This is a genomic window from Paenibacillus sp. FSL R5-0636, assembly GCF_037974255.1.
Lineage (GTDB): Bacteria > Bacillota > Bacilli > Paenibacillales > Paenibacillaceae > Paenibacillus_AQ > Paenibacillus_AQ odorifer.
Map to the genome: position 1 here is coordinate 4,363,748 of NZ_CP150232.1, position 23,241 is coordinate 4,386,988.

At 42.5% G+C, this 23,241-nt stretch carries 19 protein-coding genes; 4 read left to right on the top strand and 15 right to left on the bottom strand.

What is annotated here, in order from left to right; all coding sequences use genetic code 11:
• Nucleotides 1-48 precede the first annotated feature (48 nt).
• From MKX34_RS19865 to MKX34_RS19920, 12 genes are all read right to left on the bottom strand, one after another.
• Nucleotides 49-813, bottom strand: coding sequence for a VOC family protein (locus MKX34_RS19865; protein WP_076223167.1), 765 nt, complete (start codon nucleotides 811-813; stop codon nucleotides 49-51).
• Nucleotides 814-815: 2 nt separating this feature from the next.
• Entirely contained in the window at nucleotides 816-1,622 is an 807-nt protein-coding gene (proC, locus tag MKX34_RS19870) for a pyrroline-5-carboxylate reductase (RefSeq protein ID WP_076106412.1), read from the bottom strand.
• A gap of 17 nt (nucleotides 1,623-1,639) precedes the next feature.
• Nucleotides 1,640-2,467 (bottom strand): MetQ/NlpA family ABC transporter substrate-binding protein, encoded by an 828-nt coding sequence (locus tag MKX34_RS19875; protein ID WP_036688665.1) that lies wholly within the window; start codon nucleotides 2,465-2,467, stop codon nucleotides 1,640-1,642.
• 11 nt (nucleotides 2,468-2,478) lie between these two features.
• Nucleotides 2,479-3,498, bottom strand: a complete 1,020-nt coding sequence (locus MKX34_RS19880) for a uroporphyrinogen decarboxylase family protein (RefSeq protein ID WP_076297628.1) — start codon at nucleotides 3,496-3,498, stop codon at nucleotides 2,479-2,481.
• A gap of 30 nt (nucleotides 3,499-3,528) precedes the next feature.
• Complete coding sequence (locus MKX34_RS19885; RefSeq protein ID WP_036688669.1) at nucleotides 3,529-4,188, bottom strand: methionine ABC transporter permease; 660 nt, start codon at nucleotides 4,186-4,188, stop codon at nucleotides 3,529-3,531.
• Nucleotides 4,163-5,206: an ATP-binding cassette domain-containing protein gene (locus tag MKX34_RS19890; protein WP_076297629.1), complete on the bottom strand. Its 1,044-nt coding sequence runs from the start codon at nucleotides 5,204-5,206 to the stop codon at nucleotides 4,163-4,165. The genes MKX34_RS19885 and MKX34_RS19890 overlap by 26 nt, the downstream gene beginning before the upstream one ends.
• A gap of 27 nt (nucleotides 5,207-5,233) precedes the next feature.
• Nucleotides 5,234-6,394: an amidohydrolase gene (locus MKX34_RS19895; protein ID WP_038572049.1), complete on the bottom strand. Its 1,161-nt coding sequence runs from the start codon at nucleotides 6,392-6,394 to the stop codon at nucleotides 5,234-5,236.
• A gap of 21 nt (nucleotides 6,395-6,415) precedes the next feature.
• Nucleotides 6,416-7,087 carry a GntR family transcriptional regulator gene (locus MKX34_RS19900; protein ID WP_076201659.1) on the bottom strand — a complete coding sequence of 224 codons (672 nt, stop codon included), beginning with the start codon at nucleotides 7,085-7,087 and terminating at the stop codon, nucleotides 6,416-6,418.
• A gap of 261 nt (nucleotides 7,088-7,348) precedes the next feature.
• Complete coding sequence (locus tag MKX34_RS19905) at nucleotides 7,349-8,701, bottom strand: sodium-dependent transporter (RefSeq protein WP_036688675.1); 1,353 nt, start codon at nucleotides 8,699-8,701, stop codon at nucleotides 7,349-7,351.
• Between the two features lie 249 nt (nucleotides 8,702-8,950).
• Nucleotides 8,951-9,598, bottom strand: coding sequence for a FusB/FusC family EF-G-binding protein (locus MKX34_RS19910; RefSeq protein ID WP_076201656.1), 648 nt, complete (start codon nucleotides 9,596-9,598; stop codon nucleotides 8,951-8,953).
• Nucleotides 9,599-9,915: 317 nt separating this feature from the next.
• On the bottom strand, nucleotides 9,916-10,788 hold the full coding sequence (locus MKX34_RS19915; RefSeq protein ID WP_036688680.1) for a carbohydrate ABC transporter permease: 873 nt from the start codon (nucleotides 10,786-10,788) through the stop codon (nucleotides 9,916-9,918).
• Between the two features lie 15 nt (nucleotides 10,789-10,803).
• Nucleotides 10,804-11,760, bottom strand: a complete 957-nt coding sequence (locus MKX34_RS19920) for an ABC transporter permease subunit (RefSeq protein WP_036688682.1) — start codon at nucleotides 11,758-11,760, stop codon at nucleotides 10,804-10,806.
• Between the two features lie 144 nt (nucleotides 11,761-11,904).
• On the opposite strand from MKX34_RS19920, the gene MKX34_RS19925 reads away from it, so the two are divergent.
• The 3 genes from MKX34_RS19925 (at nucleotide 11,905) to MKX34_RS19935 (ending at nucleotide 17,122) form a co-directional block, all read left to right on the top strand.
• Nucleotides 11,905-13,716 carry a sensor histidine kinase gene (locus MKX34_RS19925; RefSeq protein WP_076297630.1) on the top strand — a complete coding sequence of 604 codons (1,812 nt, stop codon included), beginning with the start codon at nucleotides 11,905-11,907 and terminating at the stop codon, nucleotides 13,714-13,716.
• A 4-nt stretch (nucleotides 13,717-13,720) separates the two neighbouring features.
• Nucleotides 13,721-15,331: a response regulator gene (locus MKX34_RS19930; protein WP_036688687.1), complete on the top strand. Its 1,611-nt coding sequence runs from the start codon at nucleotides 13,721-13,723 to the stop codon at nucleotides 15,329-15,331.
• A 105-nt stretch (nucleotides 15,332-15,436) separates the two neighbouring features.
• Complete coding sequence (locus MKX34_RS19935; RefSeq protein ID WP_036688689.1) at nucleotides 15,437-17,122, top strand: ABC transporter substrate-binding protein; 1,686 nt, start codon at nucleotides 15,437-15,439, stop codon at nucleotides 17,120-17,122.
• 68 nt (nucleotides 17,123-17,190) lie between these two features.
• On the opposite strand, the gene MKX34_RS19940 is transcribed toward MKX34_RS19935, so the two are convergent.
• On the bottom strand, nucleotides 17,191-18,324 hold the full coding sequence (locus tag MKX34_RS19940; protein ID WP_076297631.1) for an SGNH/GDSL hydrolase family protein: 1,134 nt from the start codon (nucleotides 18,322-18,324) through the stop codon (nucleotides 17,191-17,193).
• A gap of 166 nt (nucleotides 18,325-18,490) precedes the next feature.
• Between MKX34_RS19940 and MKX34_RS19945 the strand changes: the two genes are divergently transcribed.
• Entirely contained in the window at nucleotides 18,491-19,036 is a 546-nt protein-coding gene (locus MKX34_RS19945) for a CDP-alcohol phosphatidyltransferase family protein (RefSeq protein WP_076297632.1), read from the top strand.
• Here the strand turns inward: MKX34_RS19945 and MKX34_RS19950 are convergent.
• Together MKX34_RS19950 and MKX34_RS19955 are read right to left on the bottom strand one after the other, a co-directional pair.
• The gene (locus MKX34_RS19950; protein WP_339203217.1) at nucleotides 19,023-22,103 is read right to left on the bottom strand and encodes an ATP-binding protein; all 3,081 of its coding nucleotides are present in this window, start codon (nucleotides 22,101-22,103) and stop codon (nucleotides 19,023-19,025) included. The genes MKX34_RS19945 and MKX34_RS19950 overlap by 14 nt on opposite strands.
• A gap of 233 nt (nucleotides 22,104-22,336) precedes the next feature.
• Nucleotides 22,337-23,170 (bottom strand): sugar phosphate isomerase/epimerase family protein, encoded by an 834-nt coding sequence (locus MKX34_RS19955; protein ID WP_038572064.1) that lies wholly within the window; start codon nucleotides 23,168-23,170, stop codon nucleotides 22,337-22,339.
• Nucleotides 23,171-23,241 lie beyond the last annotated feature (71 nt).

The following is a 23,241-nucleotide window of genomic DNA, read 5'->3' on the forward strand; positions in this document are numbered from 1 at the left end:
TCCCTTCAAGTAAGTCTTTATTTCTAAAGTTATAACGTTACTAGTCCCTTAAACGAAAACATACTCCCCATCACCAATCCGAATCGTCTTCCCTTTCAGCTCTAACGAATCCGTTTCAAAAACCACCTGCTTGAATTGGTTCTCGTCTCCTTGCACGAAAGCAAATGATCTATCGCCAATCTTAAGGCTGAAGGTATCATCCTCTGACTTCGTAACAGGCAGTCCGAATATGGTTCCCCAATGGTTGGCTGCAGCTTCAGGATCGGAGACATGAAATACAGCACGGACGATTTCGACTTCTCCCGCAGGATGAGGCTTAATGACTCCAGATGATGTTAATCTTTCCACTCGCTCTGTATCCGTTCCGCTCCATTGAATGATGAACGGATAGACCAGTCCCCCAAAGTCACCAGCAATGGTCATCATCCGCCACTCTATTAATCTGCCCTCGTTATCTAGACGCTTACCATCGATAATTGGAGATAATGATAAGCCTGCTGCTTTCAGAGAAGCCGCTACTTCTTCAATATCATCCGTCCGGATAACTACTCTACTTAGAACTTCATGTTCTGGTAAAAGTTCAACTGCATCTTTCACCACTAGATTATGTTCAGTTGCCTTTGCCAGCTCAAGATTCTCAATGCCCAGAAACTCGAGATAGGTTAGCCCAAAGTAACTTAAGGCATTATAGGTTCCCCAATCTTTATGAGATCCTCCTTTAAAAGCAACCAATCCATGAGCTCCAAAGATCTCAACCGGTTTGGCCAAATCATTGACATAGTGAACTAAATGATCCCATTTCATCGTTGCCATGATTACTTCACTCCCAGCTCAGTAGTACGTTTTACGGCTGCCAGAACACTTCTTTGCAGGCCCGCTGCGAAATCACTGTTGTTTAATTCGTACAAGCCATGCATGCCGACACCGCCAGGTGAATTATTAATATCCAGCAGCTGTCGTGGATGCAGCCCTGTCTGTTGCAGCATTGCTACCGATCCCATCATATTCTCCAATGCAACCTTCCAGGCTTGCTCACGCGGCAGTCCGGCAAGTACACCTGCATCCACGAGAGATTCAATGAAATAATAGATATAGTTAGGACCCGCCACACCAAATCCAGTGAAAACATCCATTAACGCCTCATCCAGATATTGTACTTTTCCAAAGCCAAGTAAGAAATGCTCCACTTGATCACGAGTAGCATAAGCATTTAACGCTACACCACTATAGCCATATCCTGTATCGGTTAAAGTATTGGGGATAACCCGGATAATGGACCGTTCAGCTCCAAAATACCCAGCTAATTGATCATTCGTCACACCCGCCACAATCGATACGATAGCGGCAGAAGCTGTAGCGAATTGTTGTACGATTTGACCAAGTGTAGTTAAATCATCCTGTGGACGAACTGCCACTACTATTACATCTGCTGTAGACAGGTTATGCTCTTGTGAACTCTCCGTATCTACACCATATTTGGTATTCAAAAACTGCAGCCGCGCTTCATTAATATCCGATACACTAATTTGATTTACAGACAAGGTGTTATTCGCTATACATGCGCGGATGATCGCTTCCGCCATCTGTCCGCCACCAATAAAATGAATCTTTTCTTTGGTCACTCCGTTCACTTCCTTAATTAATTGTTGTCCCAAGCTTCAGGTAGAATGAAACCATCATATTTTTCTAATCCATGAATATATTCTTCAAACTCTTTGGATTCATAAGCAGCTTTCAAATCTTTAGCCCACTGTGAATTTTCATCCTTTTTATTAACCGATACGATAATTCTGTGTTCCATAGGTGTGTTTTCTATTTTCAAAGCATCCGTAATCTTTCTGTCCGAATTGGCAATATAATTACCGTTTACAACGCCATAATCAACATCTTGAAGGGAGACAAGGATTTGAGCGGGGTCCAGTATTTTAATATCAATATTATATTTATCCGGTTCCATACTATTAATATTGAAATCCGCTACGCCCGCCCCTTCTTTAATTTTGACCCAACCCAATTCTTCCAGAATACGTAGTGCACGCTCTTGGTTTACCGGATCGTTCGGAACAGCTACGGTTGTACCGTCTTTAACATCGTCTAGCGTGGTATGATTTACAGAATAAAGACCTTGTGGAGCACCTGGAACATAAGCAATTCCGACCATATCTGCATTGATTTCTTCGTTAATGGCCTCCATATAGGCTGTACTTTGGAATATACTTGCGTCAATGGAGCCTTCTTTCATTGCTGGATTGACCTGCATATTTTGCGAGAAGGTTTTAATGTCAACGGAATACCCTTGTTTCTCTAAAATCGGTAGAATCGATTGGCGGAATTGTTCCTCATAGGTTCCAACACCAAATCCAACGGTAAGCTTTTTCTTATCTCCAGAATCCCCCGCCTCTTTATTGCCACAAGCCGTCAACACTGCAAGAACACCTATCATCATCACTAACATTAACTTTTTCATACTTACTTCCCCTATTCCAATATAGATTTTTTAAATTGTGCCAACGCCTCATCCGTCACATTGAGTGGGATTGCGCAATTTGGAGATAGAATAAACGGCTGGTCTTTCATTAACTTTAATGCATCTTCAGCCTGCTGCTTAATTTGGGCAATATCGTTTACCGCAAACAACCCATGATCGACTCCCCCCACTTTAGTAGCTTTGAGATTTGCCTCTAACCCTGGATTCCCCTTGGCTATCGTATCCCAACTGATCCCGTCAATCCGATAATCGTTGAACTTCTCAGGCTGGGCGTAAGCTCCACAAGTATGAAGAATGTTTTTTCCATAGCTTGCTGCTTCTAACACAATAGAATCATAAGGTCTGGACAGCTCATCAAACATTGCTTCATCAAATAATCCTGGGTGAGCTGTGCCCGTCACTGCGTAGAACAAACCGTCAGAACCCGCTTGCTGTAACTCTTGTACATAATCGGCTAAAGTTAAGGAAATCGCATGTAGCGCATGGTGTGCTGCCGCACGATGTTCTTTAAACAAGGATTCCAAAGTTACCGGGTGCTCAATACCAAACACCGTTTTAGTAACGTAAGCAGAACGTCCTACAATAAATAGCAACACTGTTAATGGTGAAAATACCGTCTGGATTAGCGGGGTATCTGGTAACCCTTGGCGAATTTTTCTAACCGCATCTAAATGCTCTGCCAAAGGGGCTGAATGGACTGCCTTTTTAACATCGATATCCCACAGACTAGCCGCTGTTGGAATAGCCGTCGTTTGCTGTCTCGGAAATACGGTCTGATAATCCGTAAAATCGTATTGATTCCCCCAAGCTTCCGCCAGATAAGTCGCTCTTGGATTAATCTTGACCCAATCCCAATCATATTTTTTCGTAAAAGAAATCGTAGTATCTGCTAAATCATCTGCAGTTTGTTCTTTGTCGATAAAATGGCGCCAACCACTTCCGATTGGACGATCCGCCCGTTCTCCAGATAATAATGCGTTAAAACGATCTTGCTTACTCCATTCACTCATCTGTCGAGTCCCTCCCAGAATATGTAGTAACTAGTAACGGCGAATTTTTCTTGCTAGCGTGTTGCCTAAAGATTGAATCCCTTGCACTAAAATAATGAGGATAATCACGGTGGCTACTACGACAACAGTGTCAAAGCGTTGGTATCCATATACGATCGCCAAGTCTCCCACGCCGCCTCCCCCTACCGTTCCAGCCATTGCAGTTGCACCTATCAGACCAATCGTCGCTGTTGTAAGAGACAGGATTAAGGATCCAACCGCCTCTGGCAATAAAAAGTACCAAATGACTTGAAAAGGAGTGGCTCCCATCGCCTCAGCGGCTTCAAGGATTCCCGGATTCACTTCAAGCAGTGAGTTCTCTACCAACCGCCCTATATAAGGTGCGATATAGATAATCAAGGGTACGATCGCTGCGCTTGTCCCAATTGAAGTATGAACAATCAATCGTGTGAAAGGCACAATCGCAACCAGTAAAATAATAAAAGGCAATGAGCGAATGATGTTGATAATCGGATTTAGTACGGCGTAAAGCGCTTTGTTCTCCAAAACCCCACCCGGACGAGTGATGACAAGCAATATCCCAAATGGGATCCCAATCAGGGAACCAACAAACAAGGAGAACCCTACCATTTGAATGGTTTCTATAATCGCCTGCAGAAATTGATCACCTGTTACTGTGGTCGAAAACATTAGATTCTACCTCCTCTACACCGACTCCATTTCTTGTTAAGAAAGATAATCCATTGTTAATCTCTGCTGCCTCACCATCGAATTGAATGATCACTGTTCCCAGTGTTGTTTCTTGAATCTCCGTCGTATTCGCAAATAAAATATTGACCTTTATATCGCAGGAGCGAATCATTTCAAACAGGATAGGCTCAGAGGCACTTGCTCCCACAAAATTAAGCTTGTACAGCTGACTTCCGGGTTCTGTTTTAATAGATTTCCGCACGCTAGAGGTCATGCTATTTTGAATAACCGTCTTCACGAAATTTTGCGTGGTCAGATGTTTTGGACTTCCGAATACATCTAGAACACTTCCTTGCTCAATAATCCGGCCTTCTTCCATGACCGCTACCTTGTTACAAATCTCTTGAATCACGGACATTTCATGTGTAATGATCATCACGGTAATGTTGTATTCAGCATTGATTTTTTTTAATAGCTGTAAGATAGAATGTGTGGTCTGTGGATCTAAGGCAGAGGTCGCTTCGTCACATAAAAGGATAGACGGATTCGAGGCAAGCGCTCTAGCAATCCCGACACGTTGCTTCTGACCACCTGATAACTCACTCGGGTAACTCCCCGCTTTATCACTTAATCCAACAAACTCTAGCAGCTCCATTACCCGCTGGCGGATTTCATTCTTATTCTTTTTTAGGAGAACTAGAGGGATCGCCACATTATCAAATACTTTTTTAGATTCTAATAGATTAAAATGTTGAAAAATCATTCCGATATTTTTCTTAGCGGTACGCAACTCTTTATCGTTGTATGTTCCCAAATCACGTCCAGCGACCATAACTTGTCCTTTGGTGGGTCTTTCCAAATAATTGACTAAACGAATTAATGTACTTTTCCCCGCACCGCTATAGCCGATAACCCCAAATATATCGCCTTTTTCGACCTTTAAATCAATCCCTTTAAGAGCATCAATAGTGGTCCCTTTCCGAGTGAACGATTTGTAAACATTCTTTAATTCAATCATTTCCATTCCCCTCAATCATATATAGGATTAAGCTTCCTCTTGCTGCTTTACCAGCGCTTGTTCTGCCAATAAAGCGAAGTACTTAGCAGCTGGTAATATCGCAGCTTCATCAACATCGAAACGAGGGTGATGTAAGGGATAGGCTGGACCTGATCCTATATTCACAAAAGCACCCGGTATCTGTTGTAAATAAAAAGAGAAATCTTCTCCACCCATCTGTGGAGGAATATCATGTACTTCATAGCCGAAATCTGAGGCGATCTTTTTGGTAAAGTCCGCCCATTCCCCATGATTTATCGTTGCGGGTGGACCTGGATACCAATGTAACTCTGCCTCTGCCCCAGCTCCCGCAGCAATCCCTTCGATAAGACGAGTCATTTGTATTGGAATATTGCGGCGAATCTCTTCATTGTAAGTTCGTACTGTACCTTCTAATTCGACTTTTTCCGGCAATACATTCCATGTGAAGCCTCCATTAATTCTGGTAACACTTAACACTACTGGTTCCGTGGTACTGTTTTGGCGACTTACGATGGTTTGTAGTGCGGTAATGATCTGAGCCGCAGTTACAATCGTATCCACACCTTTTTCAGGATAAGCAGCATGAGCGCCGACACCTTTTATTGTAATTTCAAACCGGTCAACACCGGCTGTTAAAGCTCCTGTTCTTGTTCCAAAAGCTCCTGTAGGCAAGTCAGGCGAATTATGGAGACCAAATATAGCCGCCACATCCTGGAGTCCTCCCGAGGCTAAGACACTTTCCGCCCCATGCCCTGTTTCTTCCGCGGGTTGAAACAATACTCTAACCTTTCCAGGTAATTCACTTTCACGAGCCTTTAATAATAATGCAGCACCTAAAATAGTAGCCGTGTGAAAATCGTGACCACAGGCATGCATCTTTCCTGGGATCTCTGAGGCAAAGGACAATTCAGTTTGTTCCTCTATGGGAAGTGCATCAATATCACAACGAATGGCCACTATGGGTCCGTGACCCTGCCCGATCTCTGCGATGAGTCCTGTTTGTAAAGGCAAGTCAAGGATGTGAATATTGGCTTGGGTCAGCCATTCCCGTAATTTTGTTGTGGTTTTAAACTCTTCATACGCTAATTCAGGCTCACGATGCAGGTTTCTGCGAACCTCTATTAATTGATTAGCTAAAGCTTGCTCAACCTCATTTAGTGGTTTCATAGGTGATGTACTCCCCTTTCGTTATGCTTCCAGCTTTTCTTCAATCCCTTTGATGCGATCAAGCGCAGTCGATAGACTGCTTAAAATATGATCTTGCATGGCTTTTTCAGCACCATCTTCATTTTTAGCAGCGATCATTTGTAAAATAAGATCATGTTCTTCATCCGCTTGTGTGTTCCAATCCCCATGCATAGAGACGAATCGACAATAACGAAGCGAATGATCTCTTAATTGATTCAGAACCTTCTCGAAGGTTTTTAGTTCGCTGATTTCTGATAAATAATCATGGAACTCAAATCCATATGTAACAAAATTCTGATTATCACCAAGCTGGAACGAGTGTTTCATTTTTGTAATCATCGTCGTTAAATTCACAATATCTTTCTCTGTGGCATGCTTAGCTGCATTTCTTGCAATATAGCCTTCAAGCATGCTGCGAATAAGAAATATTTCTTCAACCTCTTTAAGGGTTACTGAAGCTACCCGCAGTCTTCCATTTGGCTGTCGAACCAGAAAATCCTCGTTCTCCAATCTCTGTATCGCCTCTCTTAGAGGTGTGCGGCTGACTCCGAGCAAGGCCGCCAAATTTTCTTCATTTACAGGTTGATTCGGTTCAAACTCGCTATCAATAATTTTTTGTTTTAATTCATAGTAGGTATTATCCTTGGATAACCTTCGTGATCGTATCGCCATTTCTATACTGCTCCTCATCGTTAATCTGTGGGGTCCGAACCCCAATAATATATTTGTATAATTGTATACAATTATTAGTTAAGAATGGATTAGTTAGTTACATTCCCTTCCATACCGTTCAAGCTTTTTTATACTATATTCCAATTATTCCACCTAGTCAAGTAGGAATTAAAATTCAATTTAATCCCCTCTTTTCAACACAAAAAAACCCTACAACCAACAAGGGTCGTAGAGCTATTTTTGGATAAATAAATTTCAGAATTAGAAGGAAATAATCCCCGAGGTATGGAGCAGCACTAGGAACACTAGGATCGGCGCCACATAACGGAGCATAAACAGCCAAACACGGAACCAGCGCGCCTGTAGTCCAGCGGCTTCCGCTGCACCTTTCCAGAAATAACCGGCGAAGATGGTAATCAGCAGACCTCCAAGCGGCAGCATAATGTTAGAGGTGATAAAATCCAGCCCGTCAAATAGAGATTTGCCACCAATCGTTAGCTCCGGGAACATTCCCAGTGACATCGCTAAAGGAATACTAAGAAGGAAACAGATCAGCGTCAAAATCCAAACCGAACGTTTCCGGCTCCAATTCCAGCGCTCCATTGTGAAGGATACAGGCACTTCAAGCAGCGATACAGCTGAGGTTAGAGCAGCAATCGCCAGCAAGATAAAGAACAAACCGCCGAAGAGCGCACCAAAAGGCATAGCCGAGAAAGCGGCTGGCAAAGCGATAAAAATCAGCGAAGGCCCCTGATCAGGAGCAATACCAAATGAGAACGTCGTCGGAAAAATAATCAAGCCTGCAATAAAAGCATATAACAAATCTCCCGCACCGATTGCGATGGCAGCGGTACCCAGCGATTGTTTTTTATCAACATAAGATCCGTATGTCAGGAGAATCCCCATCCCGAGCGATAATGAAAAGAAGGCATGTCCCAATGCAACTAGCGCAGATTCCGCTGTCAACACTGAAAAGTCCGGTTTTAGGAAAAAGGAAACCCCTGCGGATGCACCCGGTAAGGTTACCGCGCGAATCATTAACACTACAAGGAGTACGACCATACCAGGAATTAATACTTTGTTAAATTTCTCAATCCCGCCTGATACACCAAGGATGACTACACCCGCCGTAATCAGAATGGCTATCCCCTGCCAAACGATCGGCATATATCCGGAGACAAACGAATTGAATTCGCCTGCATAATCAGTAGTGCTGAATAGTTGTCCATTAAAAGCAATCATCGAATAGTTCAGCGTCCAGCCAGCAACAATAATATAAAAGGAGAGAATTAGAAACGGCGCAAGTACCTGCAACATTCCAGCTGCAAACCAACTCTTCCCGCCTCCAGCCCGCATAAAAGAGGTCGCCGCGCTACCACGCCCGCTGCGTCCGATAGCCAGTTCTGCCAACAGCACCGGTAACCCTATCAGCACCAAACAGACGATGAAAAGAAGGAAAAAAGCTGCCCCCCCATTTTCCCCTGTAATATAAGGAAACTTCCACATATTTCCTAGTCCAACCGAGCTGCCGATGGCGGCAAAAATAAAGCCCGCGGAAGAGAAGCGTTCCTCCTTCTCCGAGAGAAGATTTTTGTTACCCTTAATTTGATTCATTATAACGCCCCGTTTTCTTTTTTAGACCTCATTATAGCTTAAGTAACAAAGCACGTCATATGGAAATTTTCTGACTATTCTTATAACTACTCAAATTTTCTGTTTGTAAACGCTTATATTATTCATTCAGCTCTTGAATCTCATGATATCCACTAATGTCGTGCCTCATTGTTTCAATGAAACGAATTATCTATATCCTGACGATATTTTTAACAAAAAGGCTCCCACTAAGGGAGCCTTTTCTAAACATTATTTACGGACAGAGAGAATGAACCTCTCAAGCTTAGCTGTATCGGTTATGCTCCGATTACATTCCTGATTATCCAGACATACGTATTGACCCACAGCAGAAATATTATCCGGCGAAACGTTCACATTCTTGGTCTTAACATAAAAGAATGCAAGCTCTTGATGCCGATTGCAGAACATGCAGTACCCTTTTTTGTGCGTTGGTGTGATTCTACCCTCAATACCTATGAACTGTCCTTCGTACGGATAGATAATGAATAATTTATTACTGGCAATATCTATCCAACTCAAATACGTTATGTTGCGATAGTCGATGAGTTGTAGATCAGGTACTTTCAGTTTCTTATTCTTAGGGAATAGCTTCTGAATCTGCTTCAGCGTAATCGTCGGATATGACTCTAGGTATGGTTCTAATTCACTAAGATATCTCTGGAAATCTTCTGCAGTTTCGAAGGTCGATATTTGTTCCAGTATCTGCTTGTGATTCTCCGTAAGAAAAGGAAATGCCTCAATAATGTTCGTAGCAGCACTATATCTTACAGTCTCCAAGACTCTGCGATCCGCAACGGTTCGCAGGGTATGCAGAACAAATTTCGTTTGTTTCTTAATTAAGTTATATTGATGGTTTCTAATAAATGGTGTACACATCGCTTTTCAGCCCCTTATTTATATTAAAAGTTCATAAGGTGCAAAGCCCATTTATAGAAACGATAAAATTAAGTTGGGCGATATATCCATCCATCGCACCTCACGCAAAGTATCGCCCTATATTAGGCTTTGCGTGAGGAACTTCTAGCTAATGGGCATTTCAACATTAGCACTGTACCACCTCCGAGCATATTTCATGCCAAAAGTATAGCACCGTATTTTAGAAGGCGCAATTCATCTCGGGTGTCTATTTTTCATGCCATACCTACAAAAAAAGGGAGCTACATGGACTAGTCCAGTAACTCCCTCTTTTTTGACTATTCTTTTACAGCGCCGACTACGATCCCTGTCACAAAATAACGTTGCAGGAATGGATAAACCAACAATATCGGTAGCGCACTTATGAAAATCTGTGAAGCCCGTATAGTCCGTTGAGACAAGTTAGCTACGGCTGACGGATCAAGCTTAGACATATCTGCCTGAACGATAATGGTCTGCATAAACGTCGCCAGCGGCAGCTTATCCGAATCTCTGATATAGATTATTCCGTCAAAATAAGAGTTCCAATGACCCACCATCATGAATAGAGAAACCGTTGCAATGACTGGTAAGGAGACTGGTAAATATATTTTCAAAAAGGTCTTAAAATGTCCTGCCCCATCAATAAAGGCTGCTTCCTCAAGGTCCTTAGGTACACCACGGAAGAAGTTCAGCAGCAAAATGATGTTAAATACGGCTACCAATCCAGGTAGGATAAGTGCCATCAAAGAATTCATCAGCCCGAGCTTTAGAATCAGGATATATCCCGGAATCAGACCCCCACTGAACAGCATGGTTACGACAAAATACCAAAGATAGATATTACGCGCCCGGAAAACTCTAGTTTCCTTAGAAAGAGCATAGGCTGCAACCGTATTTACTACCAGTGCAAGTGCTGTTCCTAGTATTGTCCGCTCTACCGACACCCACAGGGATGTAAGAAAATTAGTGTTGTTAAAAGTTTTTGCATAGGCCTCCAAAGTAAAGCCAATTGGCCAAAAGGTGACCAATCCAGCATTGGCTGGGGCGGACGCACTAAGAGATACCATGAGTAAGTGATACAATGGCAGCAAGCAGAGCACCGAAAGGATAGTTAGGAGCACATTGTTGAATATGCTAAATATTCGATATGGAAGGGTTTTATGGTACATTTGTTGTCATCCTTTCTAGAAAATTCTGTACCCTGCAAATCTATAGGCAAGTCGGTATGAAATAACGATTAGAATTAAACTAATTGCCGATTTAAAAAGATTAACTGCGGTCGCAAAGCTGAATTGTCCGCTCAGAAGACCTTCTCTGTACACAAAGGTATCAATGATATCCCCTTGTTGATAGATCAAAGGACTATATAGGTTAAATACCTGGTCAAAGTTGGCGTTTAATACATTGCCCAGTGCCAAGGTCGCAATTACAATAGCAATTGGAATAAGTGCTGGTATGGTAATATACATCGTTTGCTTCCAGCGACCTGCCCCATCCACTTCAGCAGCTTCATAAAGTGATGGATTAATGCCGGATAGCGCAGCTAGGAAAATGATCGTGTTGAAACCAAATTCTTTCCAAACATCACTGGCTATGATGGTAAATCGGAACCAGTTGCCGTCCCCTAGAAAAAAGATCGGTTTTATGCCGAAAACGGACGAAATAAACTGATTGACGATCCCTGTTTGTGCTAGGATATCGATCAGAATTCCTGAAAGGGTAACCCAAGACAAGAAATGCGGTAGATAGACGAGTGTTTGAATAGATCTTTTAAGACCCATATTCCTTACCTCATTGAGCAACAAGGCGAATATAAAAGGAATAATCAGGTTCAAAACAATTTTGGAGCAAGCAAAAAACAGTGTATTCCAAGTAATTTGCAGGAAATAATCGTTCTCCCACATGTACCTGAAATGCTTAAGTCCGACCCATTCGGAATCAAAAAATCCTAATGCAGGCTTATAATCCTGAAATGCCATGAGTATTCCTGACATGGGGATATAAGAAAAAATAAAAACCATAATTGCCGCCGGTAATACCATGAAGTGGAGCACCCATGGTTGTTTATAGCCTTTTTTTCTTTTTCTTTTTATACTTGGTTTATTTTCCAGGCCTACCTGCTGTATTGAATTAGCCTCCATAGCTCTCTCCTGTTCCCAAAAAAAATATTTTGTGTGTGATGGGGATCTCTGCTATAAATAGTATCAGGCGTTTCTCAGGTTTGACTATATAACATTGTTAGGCTTGATATGGTTTTATTAGGACATCATCTGGAGGGTACATTTATGAATATTTGGAAGCGCTTTACATCCCTGAGAGAATTAACACAATCGCGGTTTAGTTTGTTTGCCAAAATAAACTGCCTGATCATACTCTTGTTCATCCCCATCATTATCATGTATACCTTTTCAAATAACGTCACCTACGATGTTGTGAGTAAAGAACTGCAGGTGTCCAATACGAAGCAGCTCACTTTTCTGTCCAGTCAAATTGATTCGCGCATTAATCAGATGATGGACTTCACCCTCATCCTTTCTAGAGATCCAAATGTCAGAGCCTTCAACGGATTAAACATTTGGGCTGATCGATATGATCAGATGCAAACCCGGTATGTCATTCAGGAAAAGATGGTGCTTCAATCCGGGGTTGCAGATATTTGGCCTGCCAGATATGCCGTACATTCACAGCAAAATAAAGATGTCATCTCCAACTACAATCGAGCATTTGGGTATGATGAGGATTACTTAAAAAGAAATATGAGTGGAAAATGGACGTATGGCGATCATAGCTTGGAATCTAAAGACGAGCTAAAATCCTTCTACTGGTTCTATACAGATTCCTTAGCTCAGCCGGGGATGTTGACGGGAAGCAACTTGGTGATTGAAGCCAGCTTCAGTTATGAGAATATTCAGAACATGCTGGATACGTACAAGGAAGGTGGACAAGGTGATCCTTTTCTCTATCATAAAGGGAACTCTCCGATTCTGAATCGCAGTGCGGACAAGCAGTTATCTGAAGAACTCATTCTTTACCTGGATAAACACTCACCTGAGAACACTACCCAGGATGTAGTCAAACTCAATGGCAAGAACTACCTGGTCAGCTCTGTGAAGTCCTCCTATTTGGATTGGAATTTAATAGATGTTGTCCCTCTATATCAAATCCTAAAACCCATTTCGCTCAGTCAGGATTTGTTCTATATCTCGATGATTTTGCTGTTTGTTATGGGAATTTCCGCTTCCATATTACTATACAGAAATGTTCAGTACCCTATCAAAAAGCTAATTAAAGGCTTACGGCGCGTGCAGCGTGGAGATTATTCTGTACGTCTTCATAACGAGGGCCGGAACGAGTTTTCGTTTCTATTCCATCGCTTTAATGATATGTCCCATCAAATTCAAGACCTGATAGAGAATGTGTTCAATGAGAAAATCCGTGCCCGCGAAGCTACACTTAAGCAGCTGCAGGCGCAAATCAATCCGCATTTCCTCTATAACTGCCTTGGTTATATTATCAATATGGCCCAGATGAAGGATGAGGACGCTGTTGTCTCAATGGCTTATAATTTAAGTGCTTACTATCGTTATACTACCCGAATGGAACGGGAAACCGCGTCACTGGATGAAGAAATCAAGCTGCTCGTCAACTATTTGGATATTCAAAAGCTGCGCAATGCCAGAATTGATTATCATATCGAAATCCCTGAGAACATGTTAAGCCAGTCTGTGCCACGTCTAATGCTTCAGCCTATTGTGGAGAACTCAGTCATTCACGGAGTGGCCAAATCGTATTCATCGGGTGAGATTAGCATTAGTGGTGAAATTTCGAACGGCTTCTGCAAGATTTATATTGATGACGACGGGCCTGGCTTGAATCCGGAGCAGTTAGAAGCTTTGAATCGTAAAATGCAGGAGCCATTGCAGGAAGAAATGGGCTGTGGGCTCTGGAATACGAATCAGCGGATCATGCACCTGTTCGGTAATCAATCCTGTCTAACCTTTAAACCATCCCCTCTTGGAGGTTTCCGAACAGAGATTATCTGGGAAATCCCTACTGAGGATGAATATTCTAAATTTAAGAATCATCAAGGAGAATAACAACATGCAAATGATTATAGTAGACGATGAAGCGCACTGGGTAGATAATCTTGCCATGACTAAACCCTGGCATACGCTAGGAATTGAACAGGTGCATAAAGCGTATTCGGCACGTGAGGCGCTACAAATTATCGATACCAACCCGATTGATATTGTGATCTCGGATATCCAAATGCCCGAAATGACGGGAATTGAATTAATAGAGCGGATAAGAAAACGTGATAAAAAGATTAAATGCATTATTTTATCAGGCCATTCGGAGTTCGATTATGCCAAAAAAGCACTCCAGCATAATGCAGTCGATTATTTGCTTAAGCCACCTACCGATGATGAAATCATCGGTGCAGTCAAAACTGCCATCGAGCAATTGAACACAGAATGGGAACTTATCAGTTCGCTTAAACGAACCCAGTTTACCCTACGGGAAAATCTGCCGCTTTTACGTGGTCAACTGCTGCTTGATGCCTTGCAAGGTCATCAATTTCAAGCTGGCGAATGGGAACGGAAGCTCGTAAATTATGATTTGCCCTTCCATTCTGGCGATTGCGCTTTGATGCTTGTACGCATGGAAGAAGAATTTAGCCATTATAACAATAATGATCAAACCTTAATTGAATATGCCATCATCAATATGGCTGAAGAGATTATGGGTGAATTCATGCAGGTTTGGGGCGTTAAAGAAGAACATGGATATCTTGTGTTTCTGCTTCAGCTTAAAGAGAAAGGATCCGACATCGGCAAAGAAACCATCCTAGAAAAGCTTTCTTTACAGCTTCAGTATAAGGTTAAGCAATTTCTGAAAGGTTCCCTGTCCATAGTAATCACCGAGTGGTTCCAGTTTCCCGAGAAGGTGTCGAGCCGTTTCCGTCAGGCTACAGCTTATTTCCGGCAGATCGTGGGAGACGAGCGCGAATTCGTAATGCGGGTCAGCGAATTTGAACCTTCCACCACCCAAGGACCTTTGGATGCCCTTTACACCCCGCCGACACTAATTCACCTGCTTGAAAGTGGGCATTGGGATGCTGCGGAAGAGAAACTACTCGCTGTCTGCGCGGAGCTGGATGAGAAATGGTCTGAATCGTGGGAGCATTGCATGGAGGCAGGTTTTTTAATCACTGCATCCTTCACGAATCTCGCACACCGAAATGGGCATACTCTAGCTAACTTAGTGGGAGACGATCTCGGTTGGTTGCAAAGCGGTGAAGCGTTCTCGACCATCGGTAAACTTAGAAAATGGTCCCTCAGCATCCTGAGCAAATTGAAAGAAGGAACGTCTAACGAAATTAAAGACATCAGATCTGAATATGTGAAAAAGATTCAAGATTTCACAGACAAAAACCTGCATTTAGATGTTTCATTACGGGTTCTGGCTGACCACGTAAACCTCCATCCGACTCATTTATCAAAAATTTATAAGATTGAAACGGGTGAAGGAATAAGCGATTATATCTCTCGCCTGCGCATGGATCGGGCCTGCCATAAGCTGAAAACCACTTCTAAAAAAGTCTATGAAATCAGCATGGAGATTGGCTATATGGACCCTGCTTATTTTATAAAAGTATTCAAACGACAGTTCGGAGTAACACCGCAGGAATATCGAGACAATAATAAATAGCATGATAGAGTCCTATCGAAACTAAAAATCTCATATAGATGCCATCCCCGACTAGTTGTTAAAGTTACACTTGTAAAGATCATACACAGTAGGGGGAATTAAAGAATGATCAAGTTCAAAAAAATGTGGTCGTTGTTAACGGTCACAGCACTTATCACACTCACAGCCTGTGGCAGTGGCGGCGGAAATAATGAAAACGCCAAACAAAACAATACCACATCGTCTGAGACTAGTTTATCTGAAGCAGATGCTGCTTTTGAAAAAGGTAAATACGATCCACCCATCGAGTTCAGTTCGGTATTGATGCCGAAGAAATATGTTCAAGGCGATACCAAAGAAAACAATGTTCACGATCGCTGGATGCTGGAAACACTGGGCATGAAGCATAAAGATACTTGGTATCCAGCCAATGACGATCAATACAGACAAAAGCTTCAGCTTGCCATTGCTTCTGGCGAAAAGCTGCCTGACTTCGTTTCTGTACCAACCAATGCAGTGTTGACCAATCAACTGATTGATTCCGGTCAGTTCATTGCTATTGATGAGTTGTTCGACAAATATGCTAATAAAATTCTAAAAGATCATGCTGCAGCACACCCAGAACTTTGGTATCCATTCACAAAAGACGGTAAGAAATACAATATGCCGATCCTTGAATATACCGATAATGACGATACCCTTCTCTGGTTACGGGAAGATTGGATGGAAAAGCTGAACCTTCAGGCTCCAAAAACAATCGCCGATCTTGAGATCATTATGGACAAATTCAAGAACGAAAACCCTGACGGTCTAGCACCTAAAGATGTTTTCCCACTTGCGATTTCTTTGAAAAACAATACTAACACCTGGATGGGCCAACTAGACTGGTTATTCGGTGCTTACGGTACGATTGAAGAACAATGGAATAAAGATGCCGACGGCAATCTAGAATACGGTTCCATAAATCCTGGAGCTAAACAAGCCCTTGCTAAGCTTAGTGAGTGGATGGAAAAAGGTTATATTCACACAGACTCCGCACTTTGGGATGAAGGTAAATCTGCTGAAAGCTGGACAAAAGGCGCCGCAGGTATTCTACCAGGGGCAAACTGGGTTCCAGACTGGCCGGCTCCCGATCTTATGAAAAATGTACCTGGAGCGAAGATCAAAGCTTATCCGGTTCCAGCAGGTCCAGACGGACTCATCGGTACCAAATGGCAGAACTCTGGGGTAAACGCTAGTATCATGATTAACAAAGATGCTAAGCACCCTGAAGCAATTTTCTTATACTACAACTACTTGCTTGATAACCTAGCTAATCCTGCAGCTGGTAGTGAATTTGAATACGGCTTTGCTAAAGGCTACGATTGGGACATGATTGATGGAAAGCCTACTAGTGATAAAGAGAAGATTAAAGACTTCTCCAATGAGTTTCCTTTCTTAACTGGACCGGCTCGTATTCCTGATCTGTTCATGAAGACATTGGTTAAACTTGCTGATGGTGAAACACCTGTAACTCCTTATGAAAAACAAATGGCTGAGTTCCGTAAACCGGAAAACTGGGCCGCTGCAAAAGTTGTTATGTCGCAAATAGACATTCGTAGACAGAACTATTTCACTGGTGCTGCGACACCAACGATGGTATCCAAATGGAATCTGCTTCGTCAATCCGAAATGGAAACCTTCAACAAAATCATTTACGGCAAGCTTCCAGTAGATGCCTTTGACTCCTTTGTTTCCAACTGGAAAGCAAATGGTGGTGACCAAATCACCAAAGAAGTTAACGAATGGTTCAAGTCTGTATCCACCAAATAGACTAAAGTAAATAAAACAAGCCGGAGCGTGTTCCTTTCGCTCCGGCTTGTTTTTTTATGAATTCATCATTAACTTTCGCCCGCTAGAATCCCTTTCAAATACCCCGTCAACTCTTTTGCCGCTTGTTCATGAGCTAATGCTCCCGGATGACTTCTTGCCCCTATGGTCTCATCCGTCATATTTGGAAGCTGCAACACAGAAACCTGCTTGTCCCCTGTTTTCTTGCTATAAACATCGATCGCTCGGTAGATCGCCGGCATCATGGGGATACCAAGCATCCCGTATGCCCATACGAGATGTGCATGTTGATTATTTTTTCTAAGCTTCATCAGAAATTTCTCGGCGGCATCGACAAAAGCTTGTATATCATCCTCATGATAGGTCCCGTCTTCATTTAAGCGTTGTTTATGGCTCTCCCCTGTTACCTCATCTTTCCATTCTGGCGATTGAAAAGCGCCCCCATCATTGGTTCCTAGATTAACTACCACAACATCTGGCTGCCAGGATTCAAAAGAATGTTCTTGAAAAGCTCCTAAAGCTTCGTTTTTTGCTCCAGTTAGAAGACCACAAACCTGTTCATAACCATCAGGGATATTACCATGCGGATTATTATCCCAGCTAGTAAGGACACCCCAGCCACTTTGAGAAATAACTCTATATTCTGCATTTAAAGCATCTGCCGTCATACTAGTATAGTTGTTAATGGCGCTAAACCACATTGGAATCCAGTCTTCTTCAGCCTTGGCACCTATACTTCCTTCTCCGGATGTTATACTGTCACCTATGAACTCTATCTTGTGGGGTTTGTCCGCAACGGGCAGAAATTCCCCATCCATCTTCACCGCATGTATCTGCAAAGAGCAGCCAGAGTCTCCACTCATTGCCTGCACATCTTTTACAATACGGACATTTTTCACAACACGATCATTCATGCCTCTAAATACACAAATCCAGTACCGGCCTGCTACTAACATTTGTCTGCTAACAGGAACGGAGTTGATCAGGATGCTAATCCAAGGTTCATAAACATCATAATCTGCTTCTACTTCAAGCCATAGCTCAGAACTTTTAACATTTAATTCGACCGCACTGCCTGTCCAAAATAACGTTAGTGGAGAAAGTAAACCTGTTGTTCTGCCGTGAATTTTCAGATGTTCGATATCAGCTAATGTATGTACCTTTAAGTTTGTATTCTGCTTCATAAAATCCCTCCTAAATTACTACTAGAATCCTAATCTACACTTCTACTTCACTACTTCTTCAATACTATCTTATAATCCTTTTCCAAATAGCATATAGCATATAGCATATACTCTGCCTCTGGTACAATAGAATTAAATGAGGTCATGAACAAAGGTGGGATTGAAGTTGAAAGTTATAACTAACTGTATTACACTTGGCAGAATTATTTTGGCAATCATGCTGTTATTCTTCGAGCCCCTAAGTTCGCCCTTTCTTGCAATTTATATCCTTTGCGGAGTCACCGATCTGATAGATGGTCCAATTGCCCGAAAATCAGGCACAACAAGTCATCTCGGAGCAAAGCTGGATTCTGCTGCCGACACAATACTAATCGGGATCAGCTTATTTACTTTGTATCCGCTTCTAAGTCTCACACTCGAATTCATCCTATGGATCTTCTTGATCGCGGTCATCCGCTTAACAGCGATAGGGATTGCCCTTCGCAGATTCAAAACTTACGCAAGCATCCATACCTACGGCAATAAACTCACCGGGCTCCTCCTATTTGTAACTCCTATATGGCTTTCCCATAGTAACCACACCATTTGGACAACCATTGTCTGTATAGTTGCAACCTTATCCGCCGTGGAAGAATTGATCATTCAAATCACATCCACTCAATTACAGCTAGACAGAAAAGGATGGTTTTACAACCATCCTAATCAGGAATAATGAAAGACACCGTAGTTCCCACCCCAGAAATACTTTGAATCTTCAAGCCTTGTCCATATAATTGTGTTAATCTCCGATCGGTATTAAGGAGACCAATTCCTTGATCCTTAAGACTTTTTGGCTGTAATAACTTGCTGACTTGAGCTTCATCCATTCCAATCCCCGTATCTGCAATGATAAAATGAACAGCCTCCGCATGTGTCTCGATGTGAATACGCAAGGTTCCACCTTTTGCCCGACTTAAGATCCCATGCCGGACGGCGTTCTCGACCAGTGGCTGAATCGTCAGCGGAGGAATTAGAAGCTGGAGATTCGCGTCTACTTCCCATTCAACTTGCAGCCTCTCCTCAAAACGCTGCTGCTGGATATATACATAATTCTCGACCAGCTCCAGCTCTTGCGACAGCGAAACAAGTTTGCCTGCATTTAAGAAGTCAAAGCTGATCCGCAGATAAGTAGTGAACGCATCTGAAAGATCTTTCATTTTGACAGTGTCAAAATCACTCAAGGACATAATCGAATTTAATGTATTAAAGAGAAAATGTGGATGGATCTGCGCTTGTAAATAAGCAGCCTCCATTCTCAAACGATCATTGACTGCTTGCTTCATAGAAGTGAGCGACGAAGCACGATACTTCAATTCCATGGCATCTACTGGCTTGGTTACATAGTCATTAGCGCCAGCCAAGAAACCTGCGTAGACATCCTCCTGTTCACTGCGGGCGGTCAATAGAATAATAGGAAGTTCATACATCGTAAACCGCTCGCGTATCAATCTTGTCAATTCATAACCAGACATGCCCGGCATCATCACATCAGCGATAACCAAATCGAACTGCTCATGATGCAACATATCCAGCGCCTCACGGGCTGAAGTCGTTGTATCAATCCGATAAGCTCCATCTGATAAAATATTTTGCAAAACTTTTAAATTGACCGAATCATCATCAACTGCCAGCACATGTATGATATCAGCGTCTGTATCGAGCTTCGAGAGTGGCTCTACTTCCTTTGTATTATAGGTGGCAGCCACCATAGCTGATTTCTCAGCAGTTATCCACGTGCTGAATGGTGACAATGGATCCGAATCTTTTTCTGCATAGACATCCGGAATGGATGACTGCAAGCTCCCTTTGGCTACAGGTAATTTGAAGCTGAACTTACTTCCCTGACCCGGCTGCGATTGCAGCAATAATTCACTGCCATGCAGTTCGACCAGCTCCTTACAGATGCTTAGTCCCAGCCCAATGCCGCCTTGACCGTAAGCCCCTTGTTCATAGCGCATAAAAACACGCTTTTTCAAAGCTTCATCCATGCCTACTCCTGTATCCGTAACATGTATCCATACATCCCCACCCACTTGTTCTGCGGCCAGTTCAACACTTCCCTGTTCGGTGTACTTTAGTGCGTTATGAACTAAATTAATCAGAATCTGCACCAATCGCTCCTCATCCGCATAAACACGAGGCAGTTTCTCATCTATAGACATTCGAAGCTCCACCTTCGTCCCACCGGTTAAGAAGCGTAACATATCCAGTACACCTTCAGCCAATGACCTCACTTGCAAGACCTTTATATTCATCACAATCCGCTTATCCTGCAATCGCACAACATCAAGCAAGTCATTCAGCATAAGCGACATCCGGCGACTGACCATAATTAGCAATTCCATGTCACGCTGGCTCTCTTCATCCAGCACATGTTTTTTTCTTGTTAACACACTTTGGGCAATATTCATAATCCCATGCAGTGGAGTGCGCAGCTCATGTGACGTATTGGCTAGAAAACGGTCCTTTAATTTATTGGATTCCGCCAATTGAGCGTTCAGTAACACATTTTGATGGGATTGATGAAAATATCTCCTAAACCAATAGGCGGAAAATGCGGCAAGGGCAGCTATTAAATCTACGGGATAAAACATAAATTGTGAGCTACTGGCATAGTAGACAGCCCCCCACAACATATTATTTAGTACTGCTAACACTGAAAACAATAAAAATAGAGCACCTTCAGCTCGTAAGGATACCATCTTCCAAAAATAATATACCGTCCAACACACTGGAACGTAATACAGGATCATGTAATACCCTTTTCCGATGATATATAACACTGCCTCTTCAGGACCTACAATAATAAATAAAGTAAAAATGAGAACTGACAGGATGTAACTATAAAACGCCTTGCCTTTCCGTCGATTCCCCAATAGTTCTCTTCCCATCAATAAAAGGAATAGACAAAACCCTATATACGAAAGAACCTTTAACCTCAACATCCAGGCAAAATCAACATGAAGAAACCGGAACATTAGTCCATTATGTTCAACCCCAATGGATACAGCCGCAGCGACCATCATGAGGAAAAAAATAATCAGCTCTGTTTTTCGTACATCCATCAGATAGATAATCAATAAATACAACCCATGTAGAAGAAGCATGACCCCTACGACTAGCTGCAAGCCAATGGAATTCCAGTATATAGTGTCTACTTCATGTTGAATGCCAAACTCCACGGACCGAATTATGCCCCCTTTTAGTGGAGACTCATAGTTTGACGTCCGAACAAACAGATCCAGATGCTTCTGATCTGTAGGTGTATAACTGATTAAGAATGCTTTCGTCACATAAACATGCTCTTCCTTCTCGTCAGATAACACACCAAACCGTGCGAGCACTGTTCCATTGATCTCCACTTCAGAAGAAGTATAGATGGACTGGAACCAAAAGCTTAGCGGCTCAGACAAGGGTTGATCTAGCAAAATACGCATATGATAAGTTCCGTATCCATATGCCTTCTTTTGCTCTGAAGGATTAAATGCGGTACTCCAATTACCCGGCACCTGAAGCATTTGACCTTTTAAAACACGATCCATATTGGCGGCATTCACCCATTGTTGAGGATAAAACTCCCATTCTCCATCCAGTGGAAAGGAGCTTAGTGATTCAAGGTCTACTCCCCGCAAATCGAGCACACCTTGCTCCACTACAGGAGGATTAGACAGAGTAAAATGATTGTACCAGCTCCAGCGTATTGCAATCAGCAGGCAGATGAATACTACTATGTACAACATATGACTTAACTTAATTTTATTCTCCGAAGTTCTCATAGACTCCTCATTCGTCAATAGTATTTAATAGTGCTATATCCCTATCTTCAACTTTGAGCAATACAGTATGATTATACTATATTAAGAGGCCTATAGACGTATGTAATCCTATGTTTAGAGGAAAAAAATCAACTATCCCATAGAGCAGATAGTTGATTCCTTCCTTAACGCTTCTTCTAATGTAGAGTTCGATGTGTTTAGATTTCTAGCAATGAGAATACTTTATCGAAACCTGCTTTGGAACGGGAAAATAATTCAGATGAACTGTGTGCGGAGGCTGGTGCCAGCACTTCTTGGGCGATAACGCCGGTATACCCGATCTTTGTAAGGCTTCCCAGGAAGCCTGTAAGATCAATAGCCCCTTCCCCTGGATACAATCGATCAAAATCAAGCAATTCTTCTATGGGCAGAGGTTTAGCATCATTGATATGGACATACGCGATTTGATGCGGTTGTAATTTCAGCAGATCCTCACTTGTTAATCCATTTGTATGCCAATGATAGGAATCCAGCAACAAGCCGATATTTCTCACTTGAATGGTGTCTATCCAGTTCAACGTATCATGCATCGTCCAGATCAGCGGATTTGCCCATTGTGTACGTAAGTGATGAGGGCCAACGAACTCTAAGGCTAGCGAAATACCATAAGCGCCTAATATTTCTGCACATAGTCTTAAACGTCTAGTGGCTGCAATCATAAACGGTGCGACCGGAAGATCAGTCGAAGGTAAAATATATGTGCAGCATGTGGTGCACTTTAAGTCAGCAGCGGCCTCAGCCATCTGGGTAAGCGATTTCAGACTCTCCCTAAAGCTATCCTCTGTCGTGCGCCAATCTACCTCTAAACCAAAAGATCCTAGCATGACGCCATGACTTTCCAACAATTGAACTGCCCCATCCTTGCCATATTGCTGTACCAACTCTAATGGATTGACGTCTATGGACCGAAACCCGAATTGGCTCGCAAGTCTGATGTATTCTTCATTGGAACTAATCTCACCCAAACCTGCTGTTGTTAATCCTCTTATCATCGTAGATCTCCCCCTTTATGACCAATCAAACAGTACATCATTGTTCTGGGTACCCATTCCAAGTCTAGCGC

Bases quoted from the DNA above. Each gene is read 5' to 3' on its own strand.
- MKX34_RS19865 (WP_076223167.1), bottom strand. From the start codon at position 813: ATGGCAACGATGAAATGGGATCATTTAGTTCACTATGTCAATGATTTG.
- MKX34_RS19875 (WP_036688665.1), bottom strand. From the start codon at position 2,467: ATGAAAAAGTTAATGTTAGTGATGATGATAGGTGTTCTTGCAGTGTTG.
- MKX34_RS19880 (WP_076297628.1), bottom strand. From the start codon at position 3,498: ATGAGTGAATGGAGTAAGCAAGATCGTTTTAACGCATTATTATCTGGA.
- MKX34_RS19885 (WP_036688669.1), bottom strand. From the start codon at position 4,188: ATGTTTTCGACCACAGTAACAGGTGATCAATTTCTGCAGGCGATTATA.
- MKX34_RS19890 (WP_076297629.1), bottom strand. From the start codon at position 5,206: ATGATTGAATTAAAGAATGTTTACAAATCGTTCACTCGGAAAGGGACC.
- MKX34_RS19895 (WP_038572049.1), bottom strand. From the start codon at position 6,394: ATGAAACCACTAAATGAGGTTGAGCAAGCTTTAGCTAATCAATTAATA.
- MKX34_RS19900 (WP_076201659.1), bottom strand. From the start codon at position 7,087: ATGGCGATACGATCACGAAGGTTATCCAAGGATAATACCTACTATGAA.
- MKX34_RS19905 (WP_036688675.1), bottom strand. From the start codon at position 8,701: ATGAATCAAATTAAGGGTAACAAAAATCTTCTCTCGGAGAAGGAGGAA.
- MKX34_RS19910 (WP_076201656.1), bottom strand. From the start codon at position 9,598: ATGTGTACACCATTTATTAGAAACCATCAATATAACTTAATTAAGAAA.
- MKX34_RS19915 (WP_036688680.1), bottom strand. From the start codon at position 10,788: ATGTACCATAAAACCCTTCCATATCGAATATTTAGCATATTCAACAAT.
- MKX34_RS19920 (WP_036688682.1), bottom strand. From the start codon at position 11,760: ATGGAGGCTAATTCAATACAGCAGGTAGGCCTGGAAAATAAACCAAGT.
- MKX34_RS19925 (WP_076297630.1), top strand. From the start codon at position 11,905: ATGAATATTTGGAAGCGCTTTACATCCCTGAGAGAATTAACACAATCG.
- MKX34_RS19930 (WP_036688687.1), top strand. From the start codon at position 13,721: ATGCAAATGATTATAGTAGACGATGAAGCGCACTGGGTAGATAATCTT.
- MKX34_RS19935 (WP_036688689.1), top strand. From the start codon at position 15,437: ATGATCAAGTTCAAAAAAATGTGGTCGTTGTTAACGGTCACAGCACTT.
- MKX34_RS19940 (WP_076297631.1), bottom strand. From the start codon at position 18,324: ATGAAGCAGAATACAAACTTAAAGGTACATACATTAGCTGATATCGAA.
- MKX34_RS19950 (WP_339203217.1), bottom strand. From the start codon at position 22,103: ATGTTGTACATAGTAGTATTCATCTGCCTGCTGATTGCAATACGCTGG.
- MKX34_RS19955 (WP_038572064.1), bottom strand. From the start codon at position 23,170: ATGATAAGAGGATTAACAACAGCAGGTTTGGGTGAGATTAGTTCCAAT.